This window comes from Campylobacter sp. IFREMER_LSEM_CL908 (assembly GCF_025771545.1).
GTDB lineage: Bacteria > Campylobacterota > Campylobacteria > Campylobacterales > Campylobacteraceae > Campylobacter_D > Campylobacter_D lari_D.
This window is the reverse complement of the sequence record NZ_JAKMQK010000008.1, coordinates 61,094-83,091: the sequence shown is the minus strand read 5'-3', so window position 1 is coordinate 83,091 and position 21,998 is coordinate 61,094. Positions and strand designations below refer to the sequence as shown.

19 protein-coding genes and 4 tRNA genes are annotated in these 21,998 nt (G+C 29.8%); 15 read left to right on the top strand and 8 right to left on the bottom strand.

Going from position 1 to position 21,998, the window contains the following annotated elements; genetic code table 11:
• On the bottom strand, positions 1-582 hold a 582-nt coding region (locus tag L8U04_RS04600), incomplete at its 3' end, for a cache domain-containing protein (RefSeq protein ID WP_263661590.1).
• A 151-nt stretch (positions 583-733) separates the two neighbouring features.
• Here L8U04_RS04600 and L8U04_RS04595 point away from each other — a divergent pair.
• From L8U04_RS04595 to L8U04_RS04580, 4 genes are all read left to right on the top strand, one after another.
• A tRNA-Gly gene (locus L8U04_RS04595) sits at positions 734-808 on the top strand.
• 9 nt (positions 809-817) lie between these two features.
• Positions 818-906, top strand: a tRNA-Leu gene (locus L8U04_RS04590).
• A 16-nt stretch (positions 907-922) separates the two neighbouring features.
• Positions 923-996 (top strand) — tRNA-Cys (locus tag L8U04_RS04585).
• Between the two features lie 35 nt (positions 997-1,031).
• A tRNA-Ser gene (locus L8U04_RS04580) sits at positions 1,032-1,119 on the top strand.
• A gap of 74 nt (positions 1,120-1,193) precedes the next feature.
• On the opposite strand, the gene ilvD is transcribed toward L8U04_RS04580, so the two are convergent.
• Positions 1,194-2,870, bottom strand: a complete 1,677-nt coding sequence (gene ilvD, locus L8U04_RS04575) for a dihydroxy-acid dehydratase (RefSeq protein WP_263709537.1) — start codon at positions 2,868-2,870, stop codon at positions 1,194-1,196.
• 134 nt (positions 2,871-3,004) lie between these two features.
• Between ilvD and L8U04_RS04570 the strand changes: the two genes are divergently transcribed.
• Entirely contained in the window at positions 3,005-4,357 is a 1,353-nt protein-coding gene (locus L8U04_RS04570; protein ID WP_133319052.1) for a Na+/H+ antiporter NhaC family protein, read from the top strand.
• A gap of 24 nt (positions 4,358-4,381) precedes the next feature.
• Here the strand turns inward: L8U04_RS04570 and L8U04_RS04565 are convergent, their stop codons facing one another.
• From L8U04_RS04565 to L8U04_RS04555, 3 genes are read right to left on the bottom strand one after another with little or no spacing between them, the layout of a single operon-like run.
• Complete coding sequence (locus L8U04_RS04565; RefSeq protein ID WP_039629213.1) at positions 4,382-4,780, bottom strand: hypothetical protein; 399 nt, start codon at positions 4,778-4,780, stop codon at positions 4,382-4,384.
• A gap of 1 nt (position 4,781) precedes the next feature.
• A complete protein-coding gene (locus L8U04_RS04560) occupies positions 4,782-5,756 on the bottom strand; it encodes a phospholipase A (RefSeq protein WP_263709536.1) in 975 nt (324 codons plus the stop codon).
• The gene (locus tag L8U04_RS04555; RefSeq protein ID WP_263709535.1) at positions 5,719-6,318 is read right to left on the bottom strand and encodes an NTP transferase domain-containing protein; all 600 of its coding nucleotides are present in this window, start codon (positions 6,316-6,318) and stop codon (positions 5,719-5,721) included. Before L8U04_RS04555 ends, L8U04_RS04560 begins: the two co-directional genes overlap by 38 nt.
• A 41-nt stretch (positions 6,319-6,359) precedes the next feature.
• On the opposite strand from L8U04_RS04555, the gene L8U04_RS04550 reads away from it, so the two are divergent.
• From L8U04_RS04550 to L8U04_RS04520, 7 genes are read left to right on the top strand one after another with little or no spacing between them, the layout of a single operon-like run.
• Positions 6,360-7,664: an NFACT RNA binding domain-containing protein gene (locus L8U04_RS04550; RefSeq protein ID WP_263709534.1), complete on the top strand. Its 1,305-nt coding sequence runs from the start codon at positions 6,360-6,362 to the stop codon at positions 7,662-7,664.
• Positions 7,665-7,666: 2 nt separating this feature from the next.
• Positions 7,667-7,987: a hypothetical protein gene (locus L8U04_RS04545; protein WP_133319048.1), complete on the top strand. Its 321-nt coding sequence runs from the start codon at positions 7,667-7,669 to the stop codon at positions 7,985-7,987.
• Between the two features lie 11 nt (positions 7,988-7,998).
• The gene (locus L8U04_RS04540) at positions 7,999-8,727 is read left to right on the top strand and encodes a phosphatidate cytidylyltransferase (RefSeq protein ID WP_220566711.1); all 729 of its coding nucleotides are present in this window, start codon (positions 7,999-8,001) and stop codon (positions 8,725-8,727) included.
• Entirely contained in the window at positions 8,724-9,803 is a 1,080-nt protein-coding gene (gene dxr, locus L8U04_RS04535) for a 1-deoxy-D-xylulose-5-phosphate reductoisomerase (RefSeq protein WP_263709533.1), read from the top strand. The genes L8U04_RS04540 and dxr overlap by 4 nt, the downstream gene beginning before the upstream one ends.
• Positions 9,800-11,188: a M99 family carboxypeptidase catalytic domain-containing protein gene (locus tag L8U04_RS04530; RefSeq protein ID WP_220566709.1), complete on the top strand. Its 1,389-nt coding sequence runs from the start codon at positions 9,800-9,802 to the stop codon at positions 11,186-11,188. Before dxr ends, L8U04_RS04530 begins: the two co-directional genes overlap by 4 nt.
• Positions 11,185-12,192 (top strand): tRNA (adenosine(37)-N6)-threonylcarbamoyltransferase complex transferase subunit TsaD, encoded by a 1,008-nt coding sequence (gene tsaD, locus L8U04_RS04525; RefSeq protein ID WP_263709531.1) that lies wholly within the window; start codon positions 11,185-11,187, stop codon positions 12,190-12,192. The genes L8U04_RS04530 and tsaD overlap by 4 nt, the downstream gene beginning before the upstream one ends.
• Positions 12,189-12,761, top strand: coding sequence for a type II secretion system protein (locus L8U04_RS04520; protein WP_318530209.1), 573 nt, complete (start codon positions 12,189-12,191; stop codon positions 12,759-12,761). The genes tsaD and L8U04_RS04520 overlap by 4 nt, the downstream gene beginning before the upstream one ends.
• Here the strand turns inward: L8U04_RS04520 and L8U04_RS04515 are convergent.
• Positions 12,758-14,437: a ShlB/FhaC/HecB family hemolysin secretion/activation protein gene (locus L8U04_RS04515; protein WP_263709530.1), complete on the bottom strand. Its 1,680-nt coding sequence runs from the start codon at positions 14,435-14,437 to the stop codon at positions 12,758-12,760. The genes L8U04_RS04520 and L8U04_RS04515 overlap by 4 nt on opposite strands.
• Before the next feature lie 10 nt (positions 14,438-14,447).
• Entirely contained in the window at positions 14,448-18,071 is a 3,624-nt protein-coding gene (locus L8U04_RS04510) for a filamentous hemagglutinin N-terminal domain-containing protein (RefSeq protein ID WP_263709529.1), read from the bottom strand.
• Positions 18,072-18,235: 164 nt separating this feature from the next.
• Between L8U04_RS04510 and L8U04_RS04505 the strand changes: the two genes are divergently transcribed.
• Complete coding sequence (locus tag L8U04_RS04505; protein WP_263709528.1) at positions 18,236-19,864, top strand: multidrug ABC transporter permease/ATP-binding protein; 1,629 nt, start codon at positions 18,236-18,238, stop codon at positions 19,862-19,864.
• 9 nt (positions 19,865-19,873) lie between these two features.
• A complete protein-coding gene (locus L8U04_RS04500; protein ID WP_133319039.1) occupies positions 19,874-20,347 on the top strand; it encodes a GlcG/HbpS family heme-binding protein in 474 nt (157 codons plus the stop codon).
• A 24-nt stretch (positions 20,348-20,371) separates the two neighbouring features.
• On the opposite strand, the gene cgb is transcribed toward L8U04_RS04500, so the two are convergent.
• The gene (cgb, locus tag L8U04_RS04495) at positions 20,372-20,800 is read right to left on the bottom strand and encodes a single-domain globin Cgb (protein ID WP_263666654.1); all 429 of its coding nucleotides are present in this window, start codon (positions 20,798-20,800) and stop codon (positions 20,372-20,374) included.
• 190 nt (positions 20,801-20,990) lie between these two features.
• On the opposite strand from cgb, the gene L8U04_RS04490 reads away from it, so the two are divergent.
• Entirely contained in the window at positions 20,991-21,995 is a 1,005-nt protein-coding gene (locus L8U04_RS04490) for an extracellular solute-binding protein (protein ID WP_263709527.1), read from the top strand.
• The last annotated feature ends 3 nt before the right edge of the window (positions 21,996-21,998 follow it).

The window sequence follows — 21,998 nt, the reverse complement described above, 5'->3', positions numbered from 1 at the left end:
GCGACCCATTATTAACACATCTTTTGCAAAAGTATGCAGGTTGTAATCACCTCCAACTACTGCCAAAAGTTTTCCATTGGAATATATTGGAGCTGTATAAGAAACTGTTATAGAGTCATCTTCTATGCTTTTATAAGGATCTGATACTACAAGTTTTCCCACGCTTTTGGCCTCTTGATACCATGACCTTGTTCTTGCGTCAAATCCGGTTTCTTCAGGACTTCTAATAATTCTGTTAGATTGATATAATTTTCCATCGTCATTAAATCCAATATATACTACATTAAAGCCAGCTGCTTCTTTTACTGTTTCTAATATATCAAATAGTTCGCCAGAATTAACCCTTGGATTTTTTTCTACAAATTTAACAATAGAAGCAATGGCATCTCTTTTTGCTCCAGAATATATATTGTATGCTGAATTAACATCAAACATAGTTTTTTTCTGAATTTCTTCTAGATAATAACTAGTGCTTTCTTTAGATTGATAATAGCTAATCATATTAACAACTATTAGTATAATAGCTATTAAAAAACAGGCTATTGTTGTCAATTTATTAGATAAACTGTTAAATTTAAACATACTTGTTCCTTTTTAGTTATTTTTTGGCCGGGTATTTTACTTATAAAATAATTAGAAAAAAATAAAAATTTTTTATCTTTTTGAAAACATATGTAGTTTTTATATTTTTTATGTGCATTTAAGTTTTAATAAGTATAATTTCAACTTTAATGCGGGAATAGCTCAGGGGTAGAGCACAACCTTGCCAAGGTTGGGGTCGCGAGTTCGAATCTCGTTTCCCGCTCCATTATCACCCGCCCGGGTGGTGGAATTGGTAGACACAAGGGACTTAAAATCCCTCGGAATTTTTCTTCCGTGCCGGTTCAAGTCCGGCCTCGGGCACCACTTTTTGGTAACTCAAGGCGACATAGCCAAGCGGTAAGGCATGGGCCTGCAAAGCCTTGATCTCCGGTTCGAATCCGGATGTCGCCTCCAATGCGATGTTAATACTTGATATTTTTATTCTTTTACGGGAGATGGCTGAGTGGTCGAAAGCGGCGGTCTTGAAAACCGTTGAGGGTCACACCTCCAGGGGTTCGAATCCCTTTCTCCCGGCCACTTTAACATAATTTTTCATATTTTGTTTTACATTTAAAAAGATATTTCTTAATTTCTTTAAGAAATTAAGAAAATTATTCTAAGTCTAAAATCCCGCCTTTGCTAGCATTACTAACAAGCTTTTGATACATTTTAAGCCATCTTGAATTTATTTGCTTATAAGGCATTTTAAAATTTGCTTTGCGTTTAGCAATTTCATCTTGGGCTAAATTTGCATTGATGCTGTAAGTATCTACATCAATTTCTATCTCATCACCATCTTTTAAAAGCGCTATAAGTCCACCTTCTGCAGCCTCAGGAGAAATGTGGCCTATGCTAAGTCCTCTTGTAGCTCCGCTAAAACGACCATCTGTTATAAGTGCAACTTTAGCACCAAGTCCCATGCCTGTGAGTAATGAAGTCGGACTAAGCATTTCTTGCATGCCAGGTCCACCTTTTGGTCCTTCATAGCGTATCACACACACATCACCTTCTTTAACTTTACCTTTTATAATGCCTTTAATGGCTTCTTCTTGAGAGTTAAAACAAACCGCTTTTCCTTTGAATTTACGCTCGCCCATAATACCTGCAGTTTTTATCACACAGCCTTGCTCAGCTAAATTCCCAAAAAGTATAGCAAGCCCACCTACATTTGAATAGGCATTGTCTATTTTTTTTATAATGTTTTCATCTTTAATGCTAGCATTCTCAATGCGATCTTTTAAAGTTTTTCCACTAATATCTAGAGTGTCAAGTTCTAAAATATGGCCTGGTTTTTTAGCTATTTCAGCTATTACCGCACTTACTCCACCTGCTTTGTGTATATCTTCCATATATATTGTGTTTAAAGATGGAGCGATTTTGGCTATATGGGCCACATTAGCACTGATGTGATTGAGTTCTTTTATATCCAAATTTACACCTGCTTCATAAGCAATAGCAAGCATATGTAAGATAGTATTTGAACTTCCACCCATAGCCATATCAACAACTAAAGCATTGTTAATGGACTTTTTAGTAATAATATTGCGAATTTTAAAACGCTCATCTAGTGCAATTTCACAAATTCTACGCGCAGCTTTTCTTAAAAGCTCTTCTCTTTCTTTGCTAAGTGCTAAAATAGTTCCATTTCCTTCTAGTGCTATACCCATAGCCTCGCATAAAGTATTCATAGAATTTGCAGTAAACATACCCGAGCAAGATCCACCGCTAGGACAAGCTTTGCATTCTATATCTTTTAAATCCTCTCCATTGATTTTTTTAGCCTCATAAGCTCCCACTGCTTCAAAAACAGAACTTAGACTGATTTTTTCTCCATGTTTATTTACTCCTGCTTTCATAGGTCCACCACTAACGAAAATAGTCGGCACATTAACTCTTAAAGCCCCCATGAGCATACCTGGAGTGATTTTATCACAATTTGGAATACAAATTAGTGCATCAAGTTGGTGTGCATTCATCACTGTTTCAATAGAGTTTGCGATGATTTCACGACTTGGTAAAGAATAAAGCATACCATCATGCCCCATAGCTATACCATCATCAACACCTATGGTGTTAAATTCAAAAGGAATACAGCCATTTTTTCGGATTTCATCTTTAATGATTTTTGCATATTCATTTAAGAAAAAATGTCCTGGGATGATATCTATATAGCTATTTGCCACACCTATAAAAGGCTTATTAAAATCTTCATCATTTAAGCCACATGCTCTAAGTAAAGAGCGATTTGGTGCTTTTAAGTGTCCTTTTTTGATTGCGTCACTTCTCATTTGTATCCTTTTTTAAAGTAAAAACTATCATTTTATGCTTTTATTTTGCAATTTTTGCTTAAATTTTTTAAACTTAAATAGTATTTTAAAGAAAATTATTTAAAATGTGCAATTATTTTGATTTAAGGAATGTAATGCTTTTAACTAATCCAGTATTTATAGGCGTTTTGTTAATGACGCTTTTGTGTTTTTTTAGGTTTAATGTTTTGCTTAGTGTTTTGCTTTCTGGGCTTTTTGTAGGCATTTGGTCTAAATTTATGCATATGGAGCATTTAAGTTTAGTGGATTTTTTTACCCAACTTCCACAAGCTATGATGGATTCTATGAAGGTTTTAATCGATGGTATGCAAGGGAATTTGCAAACAGCACTAAGTTATATTTTGCTTGGAGCGGTGGCTGCTGCTATATCAAAAACTAATCTAACGGCATATTTGATTAAAATAGTTTCGCATTATATTTCACATAAAAAATACTTACTTATACTTTCTTTGGCACTTATTGCTTGTTTTTCGCAAAATTTAATCCCTATCCATGTAGCTTTTGTACCTTTATTAATTCCACCTTTGTTGAAGCTTTTTAATAAATTAAAAATAGATCGTAGAGCCATAGCTTGTGCGCTAACATTTGGACTGACAACTCCTTATATGGTTGTGCCTTTAGGTTTTGGGCTTATTTTTCAAACTTTGCTTGTGGATAATTTAAATTCAAATGGGGTGCAAATTAGCCTAGGAGAAGTTTCTCAAACTATGGCTTTTGCGGCTATTTGTATGTTAGTTGGTCTGTTTTTGGCTGTATTTGTATTTTATGCTAAGCCAAGAGAATATCAAGAAGAACAAATTAGCAAAATGGACTTTGAAAATCTAAAAATGAGTAAAAAAGAATGGGGAGTTTTAGCTGGCCTTGGATTGACTTTGATTTTGCAAATTTTAACGCACAATTTACCTTTATCAGGGCTTTTAGGTTTTGTTTTGATGGTAATTTTGGGTGGAGTAGAGTATAACAAAGTTAATTTAGTTTTTGATGATGGGCTTAAAATCATGGGTTATATAGCTTTTGTAATGCTTGTTGCTTCAGGATATGGAGAGGTTTTAAAACAAAGTGGAGGTATAGCTGAGCTTGTAAAAACAAGCGTGCCTTTTATGGAGCAAAGTCACTTTTTAGCTATTTTTATTATGCTAGCTATAGGTCTTTTAATCACTATAGGTATAGGCAGTTCTTTTGGTACTATTCCTATCATCGCTGCCTTATTTTGTCCTATATGTATAGAACTTGGTTTTTCACCTGCTGCGATTATTTTTATCATCGGTGTTGCTGGAGCTTTGGGAGATGCAGGATCACCTGCTAGTGAAACGACTTTGGGAGTGAGTGTAGGGCTTAATGCAGATAAGCAAGGTGATCATATAAAAGATACTTGTATACCAACCTTTTTATGCTTTAATGGCTCTTTGCTTATCTTGGGTAGTGTTATAGCATTTTTCTTAATTTAAAATATTAAAAGTCTAAAAAGGCTTTTAATATTCAAATTCTTCCATATAACCACAATCAATTGTAAGAATTTTCATTTGAAATGATTTTATAAACTCGATTATAGGTTCAACTCCACCATAAGGAAAAGAAATGGGGTAAAAATATAATTTGGCGATATTTTCCTCTATTTTTTCTATGGAGTGAAAATAGTATTCTCCATTTCCTATGCAGTCAAAAATATCATCAAACTCCCAACAATCTTTGCTTGAGAAATATTCTAATTCTTTTTTGCTGTAAAAATTATATATACTTTTATCTGTGTATAAATCTTCTATTTGTAAATTCTCATCTTTTAAGATTTTGATATAATTAAACAAATCGCACAATCTTTTAAAAGACTTTTCATTATTAATGATAAACTTAATAAAGCAAAATTTTTCCATTTTAATACATTAACAATATTCCACTTGAAAGTCTGCTTGAAGATTTATTATACTCAATAAGACTCTCGCCGTATCCGTTAAAATACTGAGTGTAAATATATAAGCCATTGTTAGAAATTTTATAAGCTCCACTTATTTCTACTGCACCGCGGTTATTAGCAAAATTTAAATTATTACGCCACAATATATTGATAAAATAATCATCTTGGGTATAAGCAAGATTAATATCAAAATTACCTAAATATTTTTCTATGTCAGGATTATCATCTTCTGAACTTTTTTCAGGAATTCTTAGCCAAACTCTAGGTATGAACATAAAATCACCAAAAAACCATGCATTGCTTAGATAAATTCTATTCCATGATCTTGATTTTGGATCATTTTGCCCGTTAGATTCATGTAATAAGCCTATGCGTATATCTTTTAAATTCTCAAAAGCACCATGTCCGCTTATAGGAAAGTTGATAAAAAATTCAGGTAAATAGTTTGTTTCTCTAAAAGGAGCAGAATGTTTATAAAGTTGCCACCATGAAATTTGTGTATAGCCTATGTTATAACTTTCATTTAAACCCAAAAGATTTTCAAAAAGAGTTTTTTTAAGGCTTACTTGAAATTTAGTTTCAGTGCTTTTATAATCTCTCTTGCTAAAACTATAAGAAACAGGCATAAAATAGCTAAGATTATGCGTGCTAATACCAAAAGGATTGTATGATTTTTCTGTGCCAAGGTAGTTTGCTAAAGCTTCATTTTTTGGATTAATATCATCTAATTTTTTCTCTTTGGATGTATTTTGCTCAAAATTAAAAGACTTTTCTAAACTTGTTTCTTTTTGTTTTTCTTTTAAAGCCAAGCTTTTATAAATTTGCATAGCTTTTTTGTACTTACCTTGATTTTCATATTCTAAGGCTTGATTGAATAAATCCTCATTTGCTAAAGCACTAAAAGCACATACTATGGGTAGAATTGTCTTTTTCATGAAGCCACTTTTTATATTCTTTAAAATAATTTAAATTTATAAACTCATTATCATCTTCAAATTCTATAAATTCTGCTTTCATTGTATCACAAAAAAGGGCTAATTTGTGATTGTTTTCTTGTAAAAATTGCAAAGTTTTTTCAAAATTCCTACTATGATAAAATCCACATAAATAATGCTTGTGTTTTTTTGTGCTTGCTAAGAGTATATTTTGTGATTTTAGATGATCAAAAAGCTTGTAAAAACTTTCTTTGTTTATGTTTGGAGTATCCACGCTAAGGATAAATACATAGGTATTTTTAAAATGTTTAAGTATGGAATTTAAGGCAATGAGTGGAGAATAGTTGTTTAAATCCTCATCTAAAATAAGTGCTAAGTTTTTTTGATGAAATTTATCTTTTTTGGTGCTAATAAAAACTTGATTAAAAATTCTTGACATTTTTTCATATTGATAAAGAGTTAAGTTTTTATCATCTACTTGCAATAAGCTTTTATCTTCTCCCATACGCGAAGACTTTCCACCACATAAAATCACACAAGGATAGGGAATTTTTTCACTCATAAAAACCTCATAAATTCATCAAAATATTTTATAATACATTTATGAAATATACAGATTTAATACAAATAAAAGATTATTTTAAACAATTTCAAAGACTAAATTATCTCAAACGCCTTGATGATAATATCTTAGAGCTTAGCTTAGATCATCAAGCTTTTATACTAGACTTAACGCGTGGAAAAAGTGGAATTTACCAAGATAAACTCCAAGTAAAAGTCTATAATGCACCTTTTGATTTTATGCTAAAAAAATACTTTTCAAACGCAAAGATTTTAAATTTAGAAGTATTAGAAAATAATAGAATTTTATCTTTTGAAGTTTTATCGGAAAAATCTTATAAAGCTTATGGGGCTAAGATTTATTTTGAATTTACAGGAAAAAACACTAATGTAATCATCACAGACACCAATGATATTATCATAGAAGCTTTGCGTCATATAGATAAAAGCTACCGCGTTGTAAAAATAGGCGAAAAACTCCAAGCTTTAAAAGCTTATGAGATCAAAGAAGAATTTGTAAAGATTGATGATTTTAATGTGTATTTTAAAGAAAGTGCTAAAAAGTTACAGCAAGATCGCCTAAAAGATATAAAAGAAAATAAACTTTTAAATATAGATAAAAAAATCTTTACCCTTAAAGAGAGCATAGAAAATTTAGAACAAGAAAGTAATTTATTAAAAAAAGCTCAAGAATTAAGCCAAAAAGCAGATGTTTTGTTTGCTAATTTAAATTCTTTAAAAGATTATCAAAGAGAATTTATTTTACAAGATTTTAATGCAAATGAGCTTGCTTTTAAGCTCGAAGATACTCCTAAAAACAGTGCGAATGAATTTTATAAAATGGCTAAAAAGCTAAAACAAAAGGCTAAAAATATCAATATAGAAAGAGAAATTTTAAGTGAAAAACTTGATTTTCTAATAAATTTAAAAGACTTAATTGCTAAAAGCACCTCTTTGAGAGAATTAGAAGTTTTAATGCCTAAAAAAACGAAAAAAACAAAAAAAGAGGAACTAAATGCAGGGGTTAGTAGCTTTTATTTTGATGAGTTTAAAATCAGCGTAGGACGCAATGAAAAAGCTAATGAGTATTTATTAAAAATAGCTAAAAAAGATGATATTTGGCTGCATGTAAAAGATTATCCTAGTGCACATGTGATCATTACTTCAAATAAATTAAAAATAAGTCAATTAGTGCTAGAATTTGCAGCAAAGCTTTGTGTGGAATTTTCCAAGCTAAGTTCTGGAGTTTATTTGGTCGATTATACTAGTAAGAATTTTGTAAAAATAAAAGAAAAGGCTTTTGTAAATTATACAAATTATAAGACTTTAAGCGTTTTAAAGGAGTAAGTATGCCTATAAGTCCCATAGGTGGTATTCATTTTGCTAACCAAAATGCACCAGTACATTCAGCACAAGCTAGTAATGAATTGGCAAAAGATTCTTTTGCAACTTTGGTAAATATGAGTGAATTTCAAGCAAAAGAAAAGGCGGTTGAAAAACTTGAAAAAGTTAATCAAACTCATGAAGTAAGTGATGAAGTAAAAGAAAGGCAAGAGGAAGAAAAAAAGCATTCTAAACATCATCAAGAACAAGAGCAAGAAGATGAAGATGAACAAGAGGGGCAAGAAGTAGTTAAAAAAAGTTCTCATTTGCTTGATTTAAGTATATAGAAAGGATAAAAATGTTTTCAAAGACAAGAATTCTTAGTGCTATTGTGATGATAGCTGTGATAGCTGTTGTTGCTTTGGTGGATAATTTTTTGATTAATTTTGCGATTTTTGGTGTTTTATTGTTTTTGGCATTTAATGAAGCAAAAACTATGTTTAAAAGCAAACATGCAAGTGTTTTTGTAGCTTTGTGTGTTTTTGCAATAGGAGCATTTTTAGATAAACCTTTCTTTATAGGCCTTTTGGCTTTGATTTTGATTTTAGGATATTTAGTTTATAAAAAAAGTGAAAATTTAAATGAACTTATGCCTTATATATATCCTACTTTACCTATTTTAATGCTTTATCAAGTATTAAGTTATGAGGGTATGTTTGTATTATTTTGGCTTATAGTGATTGTCGTTGCTTGCGATAGTGGGGCGTATTTTATAGGAAAACTAATTGGCGAGAGAGCTTTTTCTCTAACAAGTCCAAATAAAACCTTAGAAGGTGTTGTAGGTGGCATTGTTTGTGCGGGGATTTTAGGAACTATCATAGGCTCTTTTGAATTTAGCTTGGTAAAAAGTATTTATATATCTTTAATCGTAGCTATTTTTGCTGTGATAGGGGATTTGCTTGAGAGTTATTTTAAAAGACAAGCAGGTATTAAAGATAGTGGTAATTTAATCCCAGGGCATGGGGGAGTTTTAGATAGAATTGATGCTGTTATCATTGCAGCATTTGCAATGGCAACTTTAGTATGATCGTACTTGGAAGCACGGGAAGTATAGGAGTTAATACTCTTTTTATTGCTCAAGAAAAAAACATAAACATAGAAGCCTTATCTTGTGGTAAAAATATCAAGCTTTTAAATGAGCAAATAGCTCTTTTTAAGCCTAAATTTGTATGTATACAAGATGAAAAAGATAAAACCTTAGTTGATCATGATAGGATTTTTTGTGGTCAAGAGGGTTTAAAAGCGATGATAGCTGAGTGCAAAAGTTCTTTAGTGGTAAATGCTATAGTAGGTTTTGCAGGCTTAAGTTCAAGTCTTATGGTGCAAAAGCTTGGTAAAATTTTAGCCTTGGCAAACAAAGAAAGCTTAGTAGTAGCAGGGAAATTTTTTGACACTTCTAAGATTAAAGCCATAGATAGCGAACATGCAGCACTAAAGTGCTTGATAGATAAAAGAAAAGATATTAAAAAACTTTTTATCACAGCAAGTGGCGGGGCCTTTTATAATTATAAAATCAAAGATTTAAAAAATGTCAGTGTAAAAGAAGCTCTTAAGCATCCTAACTGGAGCATGGGAGCTAAGATCACCATAGATAGTGCTAGCATGTGTAATAAACTTTTTGAAATTATCGAAGCTTATCATCTTTATGGTATTAAACAAATAGATGCTTTGATAGAAAGAAAGTCTTTAGTGCATGCTTTATGTGAATTTAAAGATGGTGGTATGAGTGCATATTTTTCTCATGCAAATATGCGTTTGTCTATAGCTCAAGCTATTTTAGATGAGCATGAACAAAGCTTTATAGAAAATTTGGATTTGTTAGCTATGCCAAGTTTAAAATTTGAAAAAATTAGTTTAAAAAAATATCCTATATTTTCACTTAAAGATGAGCTTTTGAAAAAGCCTGACTTGGGTGTGATTATAAATAGTGCAAATGAATATATGGTGTATCAATTTTTAGCCCAAAAAGCGCAGTTTTTAGACATAGCCAAGGGTATTTTTAAAGCATTGGATTATTTTGGTGTGCCAAAGATTAACCAAATTGAAGATGTTTTTGAGTATGATAAGCAAGTTAGGCTTTATTTAGATAAGGAAATGAAGTGAGATATTTTTTAAGTATTTTGATTTTTATAAATGTGGTTTTTGCTTTAGAGTTTAGCGTTAAAGAAAATGGAAAAAGTTTAGATGATAATAATACGGTTTTAATCCTTGGAGGTATACAAGGAGACGAGCCAGGTGGGTTTCATGCTGCTAGTTTGCTTTTGAGTGATTATAATATCACTAAAGGTAAAATTATTGTCGCACCAAATTTAGCTTTTGAAAGTATTATTGCTAGAAATAGAGGAAATTTTGGAGATTTAAATAGAAAATTTGCCCATATAGATGAAAACGATCCTGATTTTCACACTATAGAGCGCATAAAAAAGCTTATTTTGGAACCTGAGGTAAATATGGTTATAAATTTGCACGATGGAAGTGGATTTTATAGACCTCAATATGAAAGCAAAGATAAAAATCCAAATCGCTGGGGCAATACTAGTATTATTGATCAAAGTGAGGTAAATTCTACTAAATATGCAGATTTGGAAAATATTGCTAAAGAGGCAGTGGAAAATATCAATAAAGCTTTGGTTAAAGAAGAACATCAATATCATTTAAAAAATACCAAAACCCAAGAAAGCAATGATAAAGATATGCTAAAGGCTTTAACTTATTTTGTGGTGTCAAATCACAAAGCAGCCTTTGCTAATGAAGCGAGCAAAAATTTACCAACGCATTTAAGAGTATATTATCATCTTTTGGCGGTGGAGTATTATCTAAAAAAGGCAAATATAGAATTTCAAAGAACTTTCGATTTAACTCCAAATGGAGTTTATAGAGCTATTGAAAAGCCTTTAGAGGTAAAACTTTTTAATGATAAAATTTTACTTTATCTTGATAAACCTGCTAGTGCTATAAATTTTTTACCTTTTCCTATTAATCAAGCTTTAAATTATGAAGCAAGTAATGAGATTACTGCAGTAATTTCCAATGCTAACTCATATTCAATCAATTATGGCAATCGCTTGCAAACAAGATTGTATCCTGAATATTTTGAATTTTCAAATGCTCTAGATAGTGTTGAAGTGATAGTAGATGGAAAAAATATACAAACAAATTTTGCTCAAAAAATTATGGTAAAAGATAATTTTAAAATACCTTCTATAGCAGGTGTAAGAGTTAATGTTATAGGTTTTGATAGGGGTGTTGATGAAAGTGATATTGTTATAAGCAAAAACCAAATGCAAAGCCGTTATTCTTTGGATAAAAAAAGAAAAATTTACAGAGTAGAATTTTATGAGCTAAAGAATGCAAATTTAGCCGATCAAGTTTTAGAAAGAAAGACTAATTTTAAAGAAATTAAAAAAGCAAATATACCTGCAAAAGCCATAGAAAAAGCAGAACAAAAAGACAAATTTATCGGTATGATTTTAGTGGAATTTCAATGAGAGATTTGATTCTTGCCATAGAAAGCTCTTGTGATGATAGTTCTATTGCTATCATTAATAAAAATAGCTTTGAGTGTATCTTTCATACAAAAATTTCTCAAGAAAATGCCCATAGTGCTTATGGAGGGGTGGTGCCCGAGCTTGCCGCAAGATTACATAGTGAAGCTTTACCTAAGATTTTAAAAAGATGCCAAAAATACTTTGATAAACTTTGCGCCATAGCAGTTACAAATGAACCTGGCCTTAGTGTGAGTTTGATAGGTGGAGTAGCTATGGCTAAAATGCTTGCTATTAGTTTAAATTTACCGCTCATTGCGATTAATCATCTAAAAGGGCATATTTATTCTATGTTTTTAGATAAAAAAGCTAATTTTGATATGGGTGTGTTGCTTGTAAGTGGTGGGCATACTATGGTGCTTTTTATTAATGAGCAAGGTAAAATCACAGAATTAGCAAGAACAACCGATGATAGCTTTGGAGAAAGCTTTGATAAAGTAGCAAAAATGATGGATCTTGGCTATCCTGGCGGAGCTATCATAGAAAATTTAGCTAAAAATGTAGAAGAAAGTGATTTAGAATTTAGCATACCCTTGCTTCATTCTAAAGATTTAGCTTATAGTTTTTCAGGACTTAAAAACCAAGTGCGTTTGGAAATTTTAAGAGAAGAATTAAGCTTGGAGCGTAAAAGTAAAATTGCCTTTGCATTTCAAAAAGCAGCCATAGCTCATATTTTAAACAAGTTAGAAAAAATTTTTAAAGAGTATAAATTTAAACGCTTTGGTATAGTAGGCGGAGCTAGTGCAAATTTAAGCTTAAGAAGTCAAATAGAGCATTTATGTCAAAGTTATCATTGTGAGCTTTTGCTAGCTCCGCTTGAGTATTGTTCGGATAATGCTTTGATGATAGCAAGGGCAGCTTGCGAGGCTTATGAGCGTAAAGAATTTGTAAATATAGAAGATGATCTTATAAAGCCTAAGGTAAAAAACTTACAAGGCATATTATGAAAAAAGCTTTTACTATTATAGAGCTTGTGTTTGTAGTAATTATACTTGGAGTTTTAGCTGCGGTTGCTCTGCCAAAATTTAGCACAAGTAAAGATGAGGCAAGTGTAGTTCAAGCTTTGGGAAATTTAAAAATTTTTATTAATGATGTAAGTGCTTATATATTAAAAAATGAAAGTCTTTCAAATATAGCTTTAATGAGCAATGTAACAAATATAAAAAATGAAGACTTATCAAATTTGCAAAATTCCACCAAAGAACTTGATTTTAGTGTAGGAAATGATGAGCAATGTTTTAAAGTGCTTTTTGTAGATAAAGAAAGTGTTTTGCTTTTAGCACTTATGATAGATAATGCTCAAAAAAGCAAAGTCCAAAATATAGCAGATTTAAAAAATCAAGCTTTGAAAGATCCTAAAAATCAAAGCATAAAAACTCAATTAGATGAGGCTTTAAATGCTTTTAGTCAAAGTGAATTTGCAAGCACTTCAAAATCTAAAGCTTGTCAAGGTCTAATCCACTCTAAAGCTTTTAAAGATTTAGCTACTAGAGTGTATTTTCTAAGTGGTAGTTAAAAATACACCCCTCCACTTAAATACAATTTCATTCTATGCTCATCATCATATTTATACTGATGAACTGCTCTTGCTGCATCAAGCTTTATATAATACTCATTAGCTTTATTATAAAGTATTTGTAAGCCTACAGCATCTAAAAAATGCTCATCTGCTAATCTATCCCCTGAAGCTTTTTCATACCAAGCATAACCTATATCATAAAAAGGAGTAAAATAAAAATTAGTATTTGGTATATTTATTCTTATACCAAAGTTAGCTACTATGGTATTATCTCCATCTCCCTCTCCATTATCATAAGCTCTTACTCCATAAGCTCCACCTAAAGATGAACTTTCAGAAGAATCTAATTCAAAATTTCCTAATACCTTTTGATAGTTTATATTTAAAGTATGAGTAATATACTCATTAATACTATAATAATTATTCAAACTAGCATTGAGTTTTCTAAACCAACCCATGCCTTTACTATTATTTTTATAATTAGTGCCTAAAAAATTAACCCCATCGTCATAGACCTTGCCTAGGTTGATTTTGGTACTATAAATAAAAGTGTTATGAAAATTTCTAAATAAACCTTCTAAACCCATACTACCTACATTAGAATGCTTATTAAAAGTTAAAAATCCAGCACTTGTATCACTAAGTATTTTATGATAAATACTAGAAGTAAAGTATAAAGATGAATTAGTATTAATCCACACAGGATAAGAAAAGTCTATACCGAAATTTCTAGAAGTACCATAAAATCCGGCATTTTCATAATCTTCTCCCAAGGAATAATTTCCTTTTGATACACTTGGAGTAATTTTTAAATTTCCTAAAAAGAAAGTATAACTAGCTCCATAGTTGATTTGTTTTTCATTGCTTGATTGTAAGTAAAAATTATAATAATCTCCCATATTAAATATAGAATTAAATCCCATGCTGATGCCTATTCTATATTTACCAGAACTTTCAATACCATAATTATCAGCATATAATAATACATTAGCCTTAGTATCAGGAACTACTTCTATAACTACATCAGTTTCTCCTACATTCTCTCCTGCTTGTAAGCCTGCTAGGGTTTGTACTCCATACATTTCATTGACTTTATATGCGCTATCTTCTATTAATTTAGTGGAGATAATTCTGCCTTTAAGTTTTTTATCTAATTTATCTTTTATGAAATGATCTTTGATCGAGGTTTTGTTTTCTATTATGTGTTTTCCAAATACTCCTAAAGCAATGTTTAGTTCTATATTGCCATCTTCAAAATTTTGTTTTGGAATAAACACTGTTGCAGCAGGATAGCCATTAACTTGGAAATAATAAGCAACAATATTTGATACATCTTGCAAATCTTGGATATTAAATTTTTTCTGTTCATAGTTTAATATGAGATTATGTAATTCCTCTTCTTCAATTCCTAAATTTTCAAAATCAATTCCTTTGTTTGTGATGTGAAAATTATAGTGAGTAAGTATTTCTTTTTCATAATGTTCTTGGTGTGTATTTATGATTTCTCTAGCATCTTGAAATTTTTCATAATTTTGTTCAGTTTTTAAATTTTCTTTTAAAGCTTTGTTTTGTGGTATATTTCTATCAGGAGATAATTCCATTATTTTTATATTGTCATTTGTAGCTCGTAAAGCACATGTTAAAATTAAGGTGCAAACAATAATCTTATGCATTTAACTTTCTTTAATTAGCACATGGGTTCATAGCTTTAAACCCATCGCTTACAATACAAGTTTTTTTGCGAGCTTCTATATCAAGTTCCCCAATTTCTTTGATTATTATTTCATCTTTAACTAAATCATCTCCTAAAGAATTAAATAAAAATAAATTAGCAATATTGTCATTAATCATTGCAGGATAGTTTTGATTATTGTTTAGACTTGATTTTGCTTGATTGTTTTCTAGTGTAGGAATGCTAGGAATACTAGGTGTTAGATCAGTCCAAGGTAAATCAGGTTCAATAGGAATGCCAGGTGTTAGATCAATGCTTTCTAAAATAGGTTTATATAAGTCATATTGATAATCTCCCATTATTAAAAAACTACCTTTATTGTGTTGATATTCTATTTTATTTTTAATTTCTGCTAATCCTAATTTGGAAGCTATTGTTTCTTGTTGTTTTTCTAGCATATTGATATTTTTAAGTAATTGAGCTAGCTTATTAGGATCTAGTGAAGAATTGTTTTTTATATAGTCATTATAAGATTTTTCTGCTATTTGAAGTTGTAATTTTATATTTTCCAATTCTTTTAGAAGTTGTTGTGAATTTAAAACTATATCTTTTAATTCTCCTTTTAGAATTTCTAATATACTTATTTTTTTCTCAATTGTTTTGTCTATATTTGATTTTATATTGTTTTGATAAAAATCTTTTACACCTTCTTCAAATTTATCATTATTTGCATTATTTAATCCGTTGTTTTGATAAGCCATTATAAAATCTAAACTTTGAACTATCTTCAAGGCTTGTGATTTATTATTTGCTGTATCTTTGATGAAGTATTTTGCCACAAAATCTACTTTTTCATCTTCTGTCATTAGATTATAATCTTTTTCTGCTAACATATCCAATAAAACATCAATATATATTTTATAATGCTGATTGATAAGATCTGCTAGAATTTCATTTTTGATGACATCTTCGTATAAATCATCTTTACCAAGGATGGCTTCTTCTTGTATGATATTGTCTATATTTGGGTAATTAATTTCTATTTTATTTGAAAAATCTGGTTTTTTTGGTAGTTCTATAATAGGTCTTGCTATTGTATTATCTTTACTTAAAAAATCTTCAAATTTTAAATTTTTATTATCATCATTATAGGTATGAATATTAATTTTCATATCTTTCCATAATTTTAAGTCGCTAAAAACATCATTAAAATCATTTTCATGATGATAAATATGTATATTCTTAAAAGCTAAATTTACATTTTTATCGTTATAGGCACTAATAAATTTTCCACTTAAATTTTTACCATCACTTGCAAAAGATTGTATTTGGGAGTCATTTTCAAAAAATAAATATATATTTTTAAAATCTAAATTAAATTTTTGAAACATTGAACGCCCTTCAATATATCCGATAAACCCAGCAGCATTGGCAAAGTCTTTTTGTCCATAAGCTTGTATATTTTTTATATCATATATGCTTATGTCGGAAAAACTTCCCTTGCCTTCTTTTTGAATCCATCCTGCAAAACCTCCAACATTCACCATTCCGCTTTTGTCTTTTTCAATCTTGCCTGAAATAGTGTCAATATTTTTTATTGTGATATTTGAAAGAGATAAATTATCACTTCTATATCCTTCTATTTTTCCTGCAAAACCACCGCTTGCAGCACGAGTGCCTTCCATGGAGTTATTATTAATGCTTTCTATTTTTTCAGCTTCTATGCTAATATTATCAAAAACACCTCCATTAGCAAAACCTACAAACCCGCCAGCATAAGCATTTCCTGTATCAAAAAAATCTTCTTCCAACGAGCCATCTTTGTTATCTTGACTAATGCTTTTTACATTTTTAACACGCACATTGATGTTTTTAAAATAAGTATCACCAGAATCAATACTTCCTACAAATCCGCCAGCATAAGTATGGCGTAAAGTAGTAAAAGTGGAGGTTATGTTGTTTATATCTAAATTTATATTTTCAAGATCAGCATAGCCTATATTACCTGAAAAACCACCTGTAACAAAACCTCCATTAATTTCATCAATTTGTCTTATATCGATATTGCTAAATTTTCCTCCCCATACTTCTCCGGCAAAACCACCTGTATATGTTGCTTTTGTTGTTTTATCATTAATAATTTTATTTATTTGTGATATGTTTATATTTTCAAATTTTCCATTGTTAATTCCACCTACAAAACCTCCAATATGTGATCTATTTTCAAGGCTAATACCGCTGATTTCTCTTATTGATTTTATATCAATCTTGTTAAAGTTAGCACCATTAACATATCCTATAAAACCTCCTGCGTAGAGGTTGTTTTTATTTTGTGTAGAGATTTTAGAGATATTTTTTAACTCTATATTTTCAAATTTACTGCCACCATTTGCATATCCTATAAAACCTCCAGTATACATTGAGTTTGATAGAATAGAATTATCGTTATAATCAATTATTATATTTTTAAATTCAGAACCATTAGCATTTCCAAATATACCAACATATCTTAAAGAATCTGATAATACATTTGTATCTATGAATATATTTTTTAAAGCAAAATTTTGTCCGTCAAAAATTTTATTATAAAAGCTATTATCTTCTATAATTTCCCAATCATCATTGTAAATAGGATCTTTATATCCTACTATCATATTGGTGCAACCATATCCTTCTATACAGTAATTTGCATAGTTTTTTCCTTTAAAATCTATATCATTTGTTAGTCTGTATTCAGTAGCTGTATTTCTAAAATCTTTTTTATTTTCATTCCAACCTTTGGCAAAATGCCACCAATCAACATCTGAAGATATTCCTACAAAATCATATATGTTAAAAGAGTTATTATTATGTTTTATATTTTGAAAATCAGCTTGTTTAAGTTTATCAAAAACTGCAAAAGAATTAGGATCGTAGTAATATCCACTAGCATTTAAATATATAGAACCTCTTTCTTTAGCACTTACTTCTAATTTTGATAAAGAATTTGCGTTTATATTTGATGTATCAATGTCTATTTCGTTTCCTATAAGTTTGATGTTTTTTGAGTTGATTTTGGTTAATAAATCATTTGAATTTTTAATATTTGAATTTAATAAAATTTTATTTCCTATAAAGACAACTTCTTCAGCGTTAATATTTCCCATATTAACTACATTGCCATTGTTTTTATCTAATTTTATAATAGGTGATTGTATGGTATTTGTTTTTCCATTTGCAAATTTTTGCATTTCATCAGAACTTATTGATGAGGTTGAAGCCACAAAGCGATTAGCATTGATAGTTCCTGTTTTAGTAATGATTACTCCATTAGGATTGATTAAAAAGACATTATTGCCACTTGCATTTAATAAACCTTCTATGGTAGATTTACTTGTCCCATGAGCAATGTTTAGGTAGTTTTTGTTAGAGCCATTAAAATTTACACTTTCATTTTTGCCTATGCTAAATCCCCCCCCCCATTGTATTACAGAATTTTGCCCATTTCCGTGGATATTCATATGATTATCATTTATGCTAATAGAACCACTAGTTCCATGTGTAAATTTACCACCACTAGGTAGCGCTAGACTTTGATCAAATAAGATAGAAATAACAATACCAGATAAAAGAATATGGTTAGAAAAACTAGACATCAGCTATCCTTAAATAATTATTAATATCAATATGTAATTTTTAAATATATTATAACAAAATTTATTTATAGTTAAATAAAAATAAATAAACATAAACAATATAAATAATTTATTATGCATATTTTTGTTATATAATTTGCTTTTAGAGTTAAGGTTTAGATTAAATGAAATTTTTAGTTTTTTTATTTAAAGAAAGCAAATTAAAAATCATTCTTTTTTTGCTTTTTAGTATTTTTACGAGTATATTAGGTGTATTGACTTTAGTTTTTATCAATGAATTTTTATTAAAAGCTAATCTTGAAAACTCAAATATTATCGTGTATTTTGTGCTTTTGTTGCTTGTATTTTTTGCGAGTTCTTCTTTTGTAGAAATTGCTTTAAGCTCGTTTGGACAAAGTTTTATTTTTAAAATGCAAAGAAGGGTTGTAAAGCAAATTTTAGATACAAGTGTTTTGAGTATTTTAAATACTACTAAAGCAAAGATTTTGGCTTCTTTAAATAATGATGTGCGTAGTATTTCTTTTGGACTTTTAAGATTTCCTGAATTCATACAATCAAGTGTTTTGATTATTTGTGTAAGTGCTTATATAGCTTATCTTTCTTTAGAAATTTTCTTTTTATGTTTTGTGTGGATAGTGTGCGTTTTTTTGGTGGATAATTTTTTAATGAGTAAGGTGTATTTTTATTTTAAAAATGCTAGGGAAAATGATGATGCTTTGCAAAAAAACTATCAAAATATTTTACAAGGGCATAAAGAATTAACCTTAAATCCTTTAAGGGCAAAGTATTATTATGAAAACGAGTTTGAAAAAAATGCTCTAAAAAAGAAAAAAAGCTCCACTATAGGAAATATCTTACATATCTTATCTAATAATTGGAGTAATAGTGCCATGCTAGCTTTAGTAGGAGTGGAGTTTTATATAGCTTTAAGCTATGAACTTGCTAGTTTGCAAAGTGCTACTACTATTGCTTTAAGTGTGCTTTTTTTAAGATCGCCACTTGGAGCTATGATAGGAAGTTTTCCTACGCTTATGATGGCAAAAATCGCTTTAGATAAAATTTCAAATTTAAATTTAGAAAATTATTCTCATGAGTTTAAAATTAGTCAAAATAAAAAAACTTGGCAAAAACTTTGTTTTAAAGATGTATCTTTTTCTTATAATGAAAATTTTGCACTAAAACCTGTAAATTTTGAGCTTAAAAAGGGCGAATGCGTATTTTTAATAGGGAAAAATGGTAGTGGTAAATCTACTTTTTCTATGATTTTAGCAGGACTTTTTATAGACTTTAAAGGGGATATTTTTTTAGATGATGAAAAAGTAACTTCAGAAAATATTTATGAATATAGAAGTTTAATTAGTGCGATTTTTAGTGATTTTCATTTATTTGAGCATATTTTAGAAGATGAGAAATTTAGCAAAGAAGACTTGGTATACTGGCTTGAAATTTTAGAACTAAATGAAAAAGTAGAGCTTGTGGAAAATAATTTTAGCACTATAAAGCTCTCGGCTGGACAAAAAAAGCGCCTTGCTATGCTTAATGCTTTACTCGAAAAAAGAGATATTTTAATATTAGATGAGTGGGCAGCTGATCAAGATCCTATGTTTAGAAAGTTTTTTTACACTAAGCTTTTGCCACTTTTAAAGCAAAAAGGCATTACAATATTTGCTATAACACATGATGAAGTATATTTTGACATGGCTGATAGAATTTTACTCGCACAAAATGGTCAAATTTGTGAATTAAAAGGCGATATTAAAGAACTAGCAAAAAATGCAGTAGAAAAATTTTAAAGGATAAAAATGAAAAAATTATTTATTTTATGTTTATTTTTAGGAGTAAGTTTGATGGCAAAATCTTTTGAGCTTGTAAAAGAGCCTGTTCTAACTTCGCAAATGGTTGAAGGGATTTTGGATCTTGCAAAGAAAGAAGCAAGAAAAAATGGCTTTCATGTAAGTATTACCATAGTAGATAAATCTGGTCAAATTTTAGCAGTTTTAAGAGATGATAAAGCAGGTGTGCATACGATTAATGCTAGTTATAAAAAAGCCTACACAGCCACTTCGCAAAAAAGAGAAACAGCAGTTATTTTTAAAGGTGTAAAAGAGGGTAAAATACCTGAAGATATTCGTTATTTAGATGATAAGTTTTCTATTATGCCTGGTGGGGTACCGATTTTTATAGATGGAGTTGTTGTTGGTGGTATAGGTGTGGGTGGAGCACACTTAGATGAGGATGTAAAAATAGCAAAAGCGGGGATAGCGTTTTTAAAATAGGCTTTGAAAAATCAAAGCCTATTGTCACTTAGCTTTTGCATAAATTTCTTTTTCAATGTTTATGTAAAATTGTGCGATAGCTTTGTAAGCTTCTTCCCAAGCTTTTAGTATAGTTTCATCTGCATTTAATACTACTTTGATAGCCTTTAAAAGACAAGCACCTACTATAGGGTAATGCTCTTCTTTGACATTTAATTTTGTATGAGTGATAGCTACTTTATCAACAAAGCTTCTCATATTTTCTAAATTTTCTACATTTTTTGCTGCCATTAAAATAGCCATCGCTAAAGCTTTTGGTTGCTCGCCTGAAGCTTGTTTTTCCATATTAAACATAGGTTTTACTTCAGGATATTCTTCAAACATGATTTTATAAAATTCTTTTGTCAAAACTTCACCATTTTTTTGTAAAATTGGTACACAATCTTTGATGATTTGAATTTGCTCTTGTGTCATTTTATCTCCTTTGTATATTGTATTTTTGATGATTATATAAAAATAAGAGAAAAAATATCTTGATTTATGTTAATTTTGTATTATTTTATTTTAAATTGATTATGTATATCAATTTAAGTAAATATAAAGTGAATTATTAATATAATAATCCTTATCAATTTCAAAATTTAAAATTAAGGAAATTTATAAAATGAAAGCAAAAGTAGTTTTACTATCTTTACTAGCTGCTATGAGCTTAAGTGCTCAAGAGCTTACGATTTATTCTCATCGTCATTATGATTCTGATAAAGGAATTTTCAAATTATTTCAAGAAAAAACAGGCATTAGTGTAAATGTGGTGCAAGCTAAGGCTAATGAGCTTGCTAAAAGATTAGAAGTTGAAGGTAAAAATTCAAAAGCAGATTTATTTATGACTGCTGATGCGGGAAATTTAGAACAAGTTCGCACAAATAATCTTTTTGTTTCAGTTAGCTCGCCTGAGCTAGAAAAACTTTCTCCAAAAGAGCTAAGAGGCAAAAATAACGAATGGTATGCTTTTACAACAAGAGCAAGAATCATCATCGCTTCTAAAGATAGAATTAAAGATGGAGAGATTAAAACTTATGAAGATTTAACTGATCCTAAATTTAAAGGTAAGGTTTTAGTAAGAAGTTCAAATAATGTTTATAATATTTCTTTGTTAAGTGCTATGATAGATACTTTGGGCAAAGAAAAAGCAAAAGAATGGGCACAAGGCATAGCAAATAATCTTGCACGCACTCCAAAAGGTGGGGATCGTGATCAAATTCGTGCAATCTATGCAAAAGAAGGCGATGTGGCTATATCAAATAGTTATTATCTAGGACATTTAGCAAATTCAAAAAATCCTAAAGATGTTGAAGCTGCAAATTCAGTAAAAGTGATTTTTCCAAACCAAGATGATAGAGGAACACATATCAATGTAAGTGGTATAGGTGTTTTAAAAACTTCTAAAAATAAAGAAGCTGCGGTTAAATTTATCGAGTTTATGCTTTCAAAAGAAGCACAAGAAATTTTAACAAACCAAAATTATGAGTATCCAGTAAATAAAGAAGTAAAACCTGCTAAAATTTTACAATCTTGGGGCGAGTTTAAAGTAGAAAAGCCAAATTTTGAATCTTATTGGGGTAATGCTAAAGAAGCTTTAATGATTTTTGATGAAGTTCAATGGAAATAATTT